Origin of the sequence: Microcoleus sp. BM001215392 (assembly GCF_036700185.1) — a bacterium.
GTDB lineage: Bacteria > Cyanobacteriota > Cyanobacteriia > Cyanobacteriales > Microcoleaceae > Microcoleus.
The window spans coordinates 1-8232 of sequence record NZ_JAUBOJ010000177.1; the positions used below are offsets into that span (position 1 = coordinate 1).

The 8232-nt window shown below is 45.6% G+C and carries 3 protein-coding genes; all 3 read left to right on the top strand.

Features of this window, described 5'->3' with window-relative positions:
* The first annotated feature begins 99 nt into the window (after positions 1–99).
* Positions 100–1083 carry an AEC family transporter gene (locus QT974_RS18830; protein WP_333469962.1) on the top strand — a complete coding sequence of 328 codons (984 nt, stop codon included), beginning with the start codon at positions 100–102 and terminating at the stop codon, positions 1081–1083.
* A 170-nt stretch (positions 1084–1253) separates the two neighbouring features.
* Entirely contained in the window at positions 1254–6698 is a 5445-nt protein-coding gene (locus tag QT974_RS18835; RefSeq protein ID WP_333469963.1) for a trifunctional serine/threonine-protein kinase/ATP-binding protein/sensor histidine kinase, read from the top strand.
* Between the two features lie 251 nt (positions 6699–6949).
* On the top strand, positions 6950–8232 hold a 1283-nt coding region (locus tag QT974_RS18840; protein WP_333469964.1), incomplete at its 3' end, for a calcium-binding protein.

The window sequence follows — 8232 nt, forward strand, 5'->3', positions numbered from 1 at the left end:
ATAACTTATGAGTGAGAATCAGAGATTTACTGCCGAAATGCTTCGCCCCTACAAGCATATTTTCAAAAATTAGATGCAGCCTAAAATATTTAATCAATAATGCTTAATTTAGCAAATCCGCTGCTCAAACTCTATCTAAATTTAATCGGATGGGTAGCGTTTGGATTCATTCTCGGCCGCCTGCTACCAAGAAGTTATTCTACTTATTTAGCCAAGTTTCTGTTCTTTTTTGGCACACCGCTGAGCATTGTTGCTTTTATCCGCCGCGCCAATTTGTCTGGCCCTATTTTGATTGCACCGCTGATAGCTTGGGCGGCAATTCTAGCAGGTGGCGGACTCGCTTGGATTTTGATACATTTCGGCTGGGGCGAGGAACGTTTCAAGACTTTTAATCCAGGCAAAAATACTTCGGAAGCCAAAACCGCTTGGAGTTTGCCGACGCAAGGCAGTTTTTTATTAGCGGCGATGTTTGGTAATACGGGTTTTTTAGGAATTCCCATCACCTTGTCTTTGTTGGGCCCGGAACACTTTGCTTGGGGGTTGTTTTATGACTTGCTGGGCACTGGTACGGCCATCAATTTACTCGGAATTGCGATCGCCTCTAGCTGCGGTAACAGCAATTTGCACCAGCATTGGTTAAGTCCCCTGCGGGCAATTTTGCAGAATCCGGCACTGTGGGCTCTGGGTATGGGATTTGTCTCGCGCAGTTGGCCGCTGCCGGCACCAATCGAAGATTGGTTAACAACTGGTGCTTGGGCTGTAATTAGTTTATCTTTGATTACAATCGGGATGCAGTTGAGCAAGTTGAATTCTTTGCACAATCTCAAACAAGTTTTGAGTTGTCTGGCAATTAAAATGCTGTTAATTCCCTTGGTATTTGGCGCGGGTTTAACGTTTGTTGGTATTGGGGGCCCGCCGCGGCTTGCGCTGGTGCTGCAAATGGCAATGCCTCCGGCTTTTGGTACTACTTTGTTGGCAGAAGTTTTTAATCTCGATCGCGAATTGACCGTAACTGCGATCGGCATCGGCTGCGTTACGTTATTATTCACTATTCCCATCTGGATGCTGTTATTTAGTTTTTAATTAAAATAGAATGTTTTTTACTTTGACAATTGTTTTTATTTGGTGATATAAATCACAAATATTGAGCGATCTATGTCATGTTATTTTTACTTAACAATCAGTGGAGTTGGAAACTGTATTCCCTTCTGTTAAGCTACAAATAGCCCACAGATGAGGCGAATAATAAAAATATGACTACTCAAAATTTTACATTGACAGGTTATGAAATTGTCGATCGCATTTACTCAGGAACTCGCACCCTAGTTTATCGAGGTTTCCGTACTAGCGACAAACAGCCAGTAGCAATCAAAGTCTTGCGCAGCAAGTATCCCAGCTTTAGCGAACTCGTACAATTTCGCAATCAATATACGATCGCCAAAAACCTCAATTTACCCGGAATCATTGAAACCTACAGCTTAGAAGCTTACCAAAACAGCTATGCGCTGGTAATGGAAGACTTCGGGGGAATCTCTCTGAAAGAGTGGAGGGAACAAGGGGAAACTGCGCCGAATTTGAGGGATTTTCTACAAATGGCGATCGACATCACCAATACATTAGATATACTGTGCCGTCACCGCATCATTCACAAAGACATTAAATCCGCCAATATTTTAATTAATCCCCAAACAAAAGAAGTCAAACTAATTGACTTTAGTATTGCATCTTTGCTGCCCAGGGAAACTCAAACCCTGATGAATCCTAACGTACTCGAAGGGACACTCGGCTATTTGTCACCAGAACAAACGGGAAGGATGAATCGCGGCATTGACTACCGCACTGATTTTTACTCGCTAGGCGTCACTTTTTACGAATTGCTGGCGGGAGAATTACCGTTTAAGTCGATCGATCCGATGGAATTGGTACACTGTCATATTGCCAAGCAGCCGCCATCGCTGCATGACATCAAGCCGTCCATCCCGCAGGTACTTTCCGAGATTGTCAGCAAATTGATGGCAAAAAATGCTGAAGACCGCTATCAGAGCGCTTTGGGGCTGAAAGCAGACTTGGAAAATTGTTTGCAGCAATTGAATGAAACGGGTAAAATTGAGAGTTTTGCGATCGGAAAGCGGGATTTGTGCGATCGGTTTATCATACCAGAAAAACTCTACGGACGAGCCACCGAAGTCGCCACATTATTAGCAGCATTCGATCGAGTGAGTACAGGTAGCACTGAAATGATGCTCGTGGCAGGCTTCTCTGGTATTGGTAAAACTGCCATTATCAATGAAGTCCATAAACCAATCGTCAAACAACGGGGCTATTTCATCAAAGGTAAATATGACCAATTTAAGCGTAATATTCCGTTCAGCGCTTTTGTGCAAGCATTTCGAGATTTGATGGCACAATTGCTCTCAGAATCAGACGCACAACTGCAAACATGGAAAACCCAAATTCTCGAAGTTGTTGGAGACAATGGGCAATTTTTGATTGATGTCATTCCAGAACTAGAACGAATTATTGGCACTCAACCCCCAGCTACGGAACTATCAGGAAGTGCCGCCCAAAACCGCTTCAATCTGCTGATGCAAAAATTTGTGCAAATCTTCACCAGCATTGAACATCCCTTAGTGATATTTTTGGATGACTTGCAATGGGCAGATTCCGCGTCGCTAAAATTGCTGCAATTGTTGATGTCAGAAACAGGATATTTATTGATATTGGGTGCATATCGGGATAATGAAGTCTCACCAGCTCACCCATTCATGCTCACCGTAGATGAAATTATCAAAACTGGGTCTATAGTTAATACAATTACGCTGCAACCATTAAGTCTAGTCGATCTAAATCAATTGGTGGCGGATACGCTCAATTGCGAATTATTGCTTGCCCAACCTCTCACCGAATTAGTATCCACAAAAACCAAAGGCAATCCCTTTTTTGCCACTCAATTTCTTAAGGCATTGCATGACGATCGACAGATTACCTTTGACCTCCCTCAGTCCCCCACCCCCCTTTCATCCCCCCTTGGCAAGGGGGGACAGAGGGGGGTAACGGGAGGGTGGCAGTGTAATATTGCTCAAGTCAAGGCATTAGCACTAACTGATGATGTGGTGGAGTTTATGGCCGTGCAATTGCAGAAATTGCTGACACAAACTCAGGATGTTCTCAAACTAGCAGCTTGTATTGGCGCAGAGTTTGATTTGAATACATTGGCGATCGTTTCTGAACAATCTCCTGAAGATGCAGCGGCGGCACTATGGAAAGCGTTGCAAGAAGGTTTGATTATCCCAACAACCGAAATCTATAAATTTTTTACCCAATCGGATACTGCTTCACAAATGAACGCAGTTGTCAACCCGATTTATCGCTTTTTGCACGATCGCGTTCAACAAGCAGCTTATTCTCTAATTCCTGACGACCAAAAACAGACGACTCATTACCAAATCGGGCAACTTCTTTTACAACAGATTTCGCCAGCAGCAAGAGAAGACCGTATTTTTGAACTGGTAAATCAATTAAATTATGGAACTGATTTAATTACCCAAAAAACAGAACGAGAACAATTAGCCCAACTCAATCTGATAGCCTGTCGCAAAGCCAAAAGTGCCACCGCCTATCAAGCCGGGCGTCAATATGCCAGCACTGGATTAGCATTGCTAGGAGAAAGTGCTTGGCAGCAGCAATATCAAATGACGCTATCATTCCATGACGATGCGGCGGAGTTGGCTTCACTATGTGGTGATTTTGAAGCGATGGAACAGTTGATTGAAACGGTCATCGCCCAGGCACACTCTTTACTGGAACAGGTCAATGTCTATCGGATTAGAATTCAAGTAAATACTACCCAAAACAGACTGGCTGAAGCAATTGCGATCGGGACTCAAATCCTGCAAAAGTTGGGCGTAGTGATTCCCGAAACACCGACACCAGCAGATATTCAACAGTCAATCCAAGAGATTAGCGAATTGATTGGAGACAGGAAAATTGCAGATTTTGTTCACCTGCCAGTGATGACAGATGCCAACAAAATTGCGATTATTCAAGTTGCTAGAAGCCTCATGTCAGCAGCTTCCATGTCTGGATCTCCCTTATTCCCTTTAATGACTGCCTTGTCAGTCAAATTATCCCTGCGACATGGCAACATAATAGTTTCAGCTTATAACTATGCTTGCTATAGCATCGTGATCTGTAATATCTTACAAGACGTGGATTTAGCAGTAGAGTTTGGTCAGTTAGCACTCCAAGTCGCCTTGAAACTAAATGACAAATCGATTAAACCTGAATTATTCATGATTTTGGCAATGTTTATTTTGCATCGCAAAGCTAACGCCAGAGAAACTTTACCACTCTTACAAGAAGCCTATACGATTGGACTAGAAGTCGGCAACCTAGAGTTTGCTGGATATAATGCCAGCATTTTTTGTATGTATTCTTTTTGGGTAGGGCAGAATCTGACAACCTTGGAGCAAGATATTCGCGCCTATTGCAATGAGTTAGTTCAACTGAACCAATTGACCGCAGTCAATCTCTCTCGCATCCATTGGCAAGCTTTCTTAAATTTGCTGGGCTTTACAGAGTCTCCCAGTATTTTGTCTGGAGAAATTTTGCAAGAGACGGAATTTCTGAGCCTGCTGCAATCAACCAATGATATTAATGCCTTGTTTTTATTTAAGTTGTATCAGTTGATGCTTTGCTACTTGTTTGGAGAAATTGAACAAGCCCGAAACCATGCAATTGAGGTCAGACACTATTTAATGACAGCAGTGGGAGTGTTGACTGAACCCGCATTTTATTTGTATGATTCTCTTGTTGCTCTGGCACATTTAAACCCACAGTTAGATAAACAATCAGAAGCATGGCAACGTTTAGCACAAAACCAAATTCAGTTACAGCGTTGGGCGCACCAGGCTCCCATGAATCATCAGCATAAAGTTGACTTAGTAGAAGCTGAAAAATGTCGAGTTTTAGGACAGAAAGCCGAAGCAATTGAGCTATACGACAAGGCGATCGCCGGAGCCAAAGAAAACAGCTACATCCAAGAAGAAGCCCTAGCTAACGAACTCGCCGCCAAATTTTACCTCGACTGGGGCAAAGAAAAAGTCGCCGCTGGTTATATGCAGGAAGCCTACTACTGCTATGCCCGCTGGGGTGCCAAAGCCAAAATCGACGAGCTCGAAACCCGCTATCCCCAACTGCTGCAACCGATTCTGCTACAAGCTAACCAACCGTCGAGTATTTTAGAAACCCTAGCCCGGATCGCTACCTCTGCCAACTCTATCCACTCCAATACCCGCAAGACAAGTACCAGCAACAGCCTCAACCACACCCTAGATTTTGCTGCCTTGCTAAAAGTCTCTCAAACCCTATCGAGCACGATCGAACTCGATGAGTTGCTGCAAATCCTAACTCAGACGATGCTGGAAAATTCTGGAGCAAATAAATGTGCATTGATGCTACCTCAAGAAGGCGAATGGCGAGTGCGGGTGATCGCGGATCTCGAACAAATCACCCTGCCAACTGTGCCGCTGGAAAACAATGCCAGTGTTCCCGTCAAACTGATCCAGTATGTCAAAAATACTTTGACTGCGATCGCGATCGACGATCTCGATACACATTTACCTGTAATTGCCAATTATTTGAGTCAACATCAGCCCAAGAGCGTGTTGTGTTTGCCAATTCTCGATCGGGGAAATTTGGTGGGAATTTTATATTTGGAAAATCGGAGCACGAGTGGCGTGTTTACGGGCGATCGCATTCTCATTCTCAACTTCCTCTGCACCCAAGCTGCTATTTCCCTGGAAAATGCTCGCCTCTACCGCCAAGCTCAGCAGATGTTGGAAGATTTACAACAAGCTCAATTGCAACTAATCCAAAGCGAAAAAATGTCGGCTTTGGGCAATCTGGTAGCTGGAGTCGCCCACGAAATCAATAATCCCATTGGTTGTATTGTCGGCAATGTTGGCGCCGCCCAAGATTATATCAATGACTTGTTAAACATTATCGATCTCTACGGCGATAAATTTCCTCAACCGGGAGTGGAAATTGAAGATGAATTAGAAGAGCTCGACATTGACTACGTTCGAGAAGATTTACCGAAGTTAATTAAAGCGATGAAAGATGGGGGCGATCGTATCAAATCCATCAGCCAAAGTCTCCGGACTTTCTCCCGCGCCGATAGCGATATCAAGCAAAAATTTAACCTGCACGATGGCATTGATAGCACTTTATTAATTCTGCGCCATCGTCTCAAAGCTAACGAAAATCGTCCGGCGATTGAAGTTGTGACTGAGTACGGCAATCTTCCCGAAATCGCTTGTTTTCCCGGACAGTTAAACCAAGTGTTTATGAATATTTTGGGGAATGCGATCGATGCTTTAGATGAATCAAATCAGGGACGCAGTTTTGACCAGATTCAAGCCAAGCCCAATCGAATTACAATTCGGACGACTGTAGAAAAAGCTGGAGTGAAAATTGCGATCGCCGATAACGGTAAGGGCATACCAGAAAATGTTAAGTCTCGAATTTTTGACCATCTATTTACGACAAAATCTGTAGGCAAAGGCACGGGATTGGGATTGGCGATCGCCCGTCAGATCGTAGTCGAGAAACATGGCGGTGCGATCGAGGTGAATTCCTATCTGGGAAAGGGGACTGAATTTGCGATCGCGTTACCTGTTAGCGCAGAAAGTCATTAGTCGTTGGTCATCAGTCAGAAGTGCGATCGTCCCCCGCGAGCGAACATTCGTCATTAGTGATGATAGCGGTTTTAAACTATTCAAACCTATTTGCCGATCGCCACTCCAGACACTGGCAAAATTTCCCGCGCCCCGATCGCAAATTGACAAAATCTCAACTATGCTAACGTAGGCAAGCAGCAATGCCTTGTCACGCAGGCGATTGACATACTTTAAAACAATTTATTTTATTGAGGAGCGGTGTATTCCCTATGGCAAACCTGATCGGCACGGACAGCAACGACTTTATTCTAGGAACTCCGCAGAGCGATCGAATTCGCGGCTTAGATGGCGATGATACCCTCCTGGGTGCATCAGGAGATGACACCCTAGAGGGAGACGGCGGCAACGATCAGCTTCTCGGAGGCGACGGAGCAGATTCGCTGTTTGGGGGTGAAGGAAATGACGAACTAATCGGCAACCAAGGCCGCGATTTTCTTTCCGGCGGCAATGGCGACGACTCACTCCGAGGCGGTTTGGGCAACGACAGCCTCGACGGCAACGACGGGTTAGACAGTTTGTTGGGAGACGCAGGGGACGACTTGCTTCGCGGCAATGCGGGCAATGATGTGATTGCCGGCGGTACTGGGAACGACACCCTCAGAGGCAGTGAGGGCGACGATTCTGTGTTTGGCAATGGTGATGACGACTATCTGTACGGAGATGTGGGGAACGATTCTCTTAACGGCGGTCTCGGCAGGGATCAACTGTTTGGCGGTGATGGGAATGACTACTTTCTCGCAGGCGACGGCGACGACACTTTGTACGGCAATGCCGGCACTGATTTGCTCTATGGAGAGTCCGGCAACGACCAACTATTCGGTGGCAAGGCTAACGATACACTGTCTGGCGGCATCGGTTTGGATACGATTCGCGGCGATGAAGGCGATGACTGCTTGATGGGAGATGAAGGCAGCGACTACCTGTTTGGCGGCAAAGGTAATGATGTTCTCGATGGCGGTTTTGGCGATGATTCCTTGGCCGGAGGTCTCGGCGACGATACAATTTTGGGCAGTTTCGGCAATGACAATTTATTTGGGGCAGAGGGTAATGATTCTCTGATCGGAGGTGAGGGTTCGGATACTCTGACGGGCGGCAGCGGCAGCGATGTCTTTGGATTGGGAGCTGGGCCTGGAAGTTTGGCTTTAATTACTGATTACAATGAGGCAGAGGATTTCTTTGGACTGCCGACGACTTTATCTTTCGGTCAACTGCAAATTAGCCAAGGTAACGGCGCAAATGTCCGAGATACGGTAATTGCGATCGACGGTAAGCTGTTAGCAATTTTGGTCAACACTCCGTCTGGGCTGATCGATGCCAATGATTTTGTCGCTGTGACTGGGACGTTTAGCCCTAGGCTGATTCCAACGACGACGACGACTACTACTACGACTACGACTACGATTAGAACCGGAACTCCGACTCCAACCCCAACGGAAGCTACGACTCCGACTCCGACAACTACGACTCCGACTCCGACAACTACGACTCCGAC